General features: G+C 38.1%; 5 protein-coding genes. 3 read left to right on the top strand and 2 right to left on the bottom strand.

Annotated elements, in window-relative coordinates; all coding sequences use genetic code 11:
- Positions 1-429 (bottom strand): type III toxin-antitoxin system TenpIN family toxin (gene tenpIN, locus FTV34_RS17015; protein ID WP_180070857.1); only part of this gene is annotated, 429 nt, incomplete at its 3' end.
- Positions 430-685: 256 nt separating this feature from the next.
- A complete protein-coding gene (locus tag FTV34_RS17010) occupies positions 686-1216 on the bottom strand; it encodes a hypothetical protein (RefSeq protein WP_179996726.1) in 531 nt (176 codons plus the stop codon).
- A gap of 244 nt (positions 1217-1460) precedes the next feature.
- Here FTV34_RS17010 and FTV34_RS17005 point away from each other — a divergent pair, with 244 nt between their 5' ends.
- The 3 genes from FTV34_RS17005 to FTV34_RS16995 form a co-directional block, all read left to right on the top strand.
- A complete protein-coding gene (locus FTV34_RS17005) occupies positions 1461-1844 on the top strand; it encodes a transposase (protein WP_019837579.1) in 384 nt (127 codons plus the stop codon).
- Positions 1841-2176 (top strand): IS66 family insertion sequence element accessory protein TnpB, encoded by a 336-nt coding sequence (gene tnpB / locus FTV34_RS17000; RefSeq protein ID WP_000618091.1) that lies wholly within the window; start codon positions 1841-1843, stop codon positions 2174-2176. Before FTV34_RS17005 ends, tnpB begins: the two co-directional genes overlap by 4 nt.
- Positions 2134-2345: hypothetical protein (locus FTV34_RS16995; protein WP_306670003.1), on the top strand; the 212-nt coding region annotated here is incomplete at its 3' end. The genes tnpB and FTV34_RS16995, both read left to right, overlap by 43 nt.

Here is a 2345-nt window from a genome sequence, read left to right as displayed (position 1 = left end):
AGCTGATCTTAGGATGTTTTGATCCTTTTTTTTAACCGCATTAATATATTTTTCTACATAACCAATAAACATTTTTGTTATATGTGCTTCCTTACCAGCTAACTTTTTACCAGCTTCCTTTGTCCTAAGCACAAATACTTCATCTGAAATATATGATTCATCTTTGATTAGTAGTGCTTTCGAATAATCTAGCCCCATTCCTTTAATATGTTTAACTTTTCTATTTACCTCAAGAATTAATGAAGCATTGTGAGTAACATGAGATCTAACAGGAATTGCAAAAGTAAGATCATTTATAGTTATTTTTACTACTCCATGTCCTCGTCCTTTGGTTGTATCCCATTTACTATCCAGAGCATAGTAATCCAATGCATGTTGGACTATCGGATTTCCAGTGTAGAAAGAGGTATTTAACTTCTTTAATTGCATATATATTTCCATTTAAATGCAAAAAACCTCGACATTTGTCGAGGCTTTTCTAGATAGCAACAAGGAATTTGAGAGTTTAACGTGAGGATCTTCCTACCCCACATGATATACAAGGAATTTGAGAGTTTAACGTGAGGATCTTCCTACCCCACAAGCTATCTATCTACTAATATATATGAATACACATATTAGTCAATAAAAAACGTACTAAAGGCTAGGTTCAAATTCTTCTTAAACATAATTTAATATTTATATATCATCTACTTACAAGCAATGTATGCATTCTTTTCAAAATCATCAATATGTTAAGAAGTAAGTTTATAAGAATGAAAACTATCAATGGTTTCAACATATAACCATGAAATATAGTTATATATTTGATTGATGTATAAATTAGGCATAAAGAAACAAGGACAATAGAACATAAAATGGAATAGCTAATATTGTAATAAAGCTCTTCTAATACCGACTTCTTAATATCAAAGAGTGGATCAATCGCTTTTTCTTTCTCTTCAGCTAACTCTCTTCTTTCTTCCAGTTTTTGTTCTTGGTCAAAAACTAGAACTAGAACTGATAAAAGTAAAGCTGAGAATATTGAACCTAAATTAACCAGTAAAGAAATTATTTCCTTCCCATTCAATGGTATGAAAATAATACTAACTGATAAAATTATTGGAAGCACAATGAATACAAGAAATTCTAAAATTCCTATTTTATTGTTACGAGTTTGACGCAATGTTCGAAAGTGACCTACCACTATGTCACAGATATTAATGCGATTACTCATAGTCTATATCCTTAAGGCTTATATAAACTTCTAGTGAACTCTTGATCAATTTCTTCAAACCATTTTTCCAAAGCTTCAGGAGTTGGTAAACCTCCCTGTACTTCAATATAGTCTGGAGCTTCTATCTCACATAGTGCCGTTGTTTGGTTCCTACCGACGTAAGCATCCGGCTAACACAGCCTTACCAAGCGATCCTATAAGCCTTAATTTAGTTCCCACCTAAAAACAAGTGGGGACTTAATCCATGAACATGGATATATATTCAGCAACACCTCCTGTTGCTAAAAAACGCAGAACATACAGCAAAGAATTCAAACTCAGTATTATCAATGCCTGTAAAAATCCTAATACCTCGATCGCTTCGGTCGCACTGCAACATAGTATTAATGCCAACCTTGTCAGTCGTTGGATCAGGATCTTCAGCCATCATGAGGGTGCCGTGCAGGATCCTACTCATGTGAATCCAGCATTTATTGCTTTGCCTTACACTGCTGCAATCAGCCAACCTATTGATGAGAGGATCACGTTGTGTATCACCGTGCCTCATACGAATAATGATATTCAGCTAAAATGGCAGACATCAGAAATACCTGCCTTGGCAGAATTACTCAAGGCACTTGCAACATGATCCGCATTGATGAAATCTGGTTGTCTACCCAGCCCATGGACATGCGTGCAGGTATGGATACGACCATGGCTCAGGTGGTGAGAGCCTTTGGCTACATCAAACCGCATTGTGCTTACCTGTTCTGTAATAAACGTGGCCATCGCATGAAAGTGCTGGTACATGATGGACTGGGCATCTGGCTGTGTGCCCGGCGGCTGGAACAGGGCAAATTTCACTGGGCTCAAGTTCACCAAGGTGAAACCGTGGCCCTCAGCCCGGAACAGTTACAGGCACTGATCCAGGGTTTGCCTTGGCAGCGCATTGGACGACAGCAGGTGGTGACGATGCTCTAAACCAGGCTGGTCCATTCTGCTATTCTCCAAACGTTCTATTTCATTCTTCTCATGACCTCAGGCATACTGCGGTCATGAATACGCTGCCTGACTTAAGCCAACTGACCCATGAACAACTGCTGGAATTCACCAGGCAGTTGGCGATGCAGCATCAGTCTCTGGCACAATC

This window comes from Acinetobacter sp. YH16038 (genome assembly GCF_013417275.1).
Lineage (GTDB): Bacteria > Pseudomonadota > Gammaproteobacteria > Pseudomonadales > Moraxellaceae > Acinetobacter.
The sequence above is the reverse complement of the archived record's forward strand: the minus strand, read 5'-3'. Positions and strand labels throughout refer to the sequence as shown.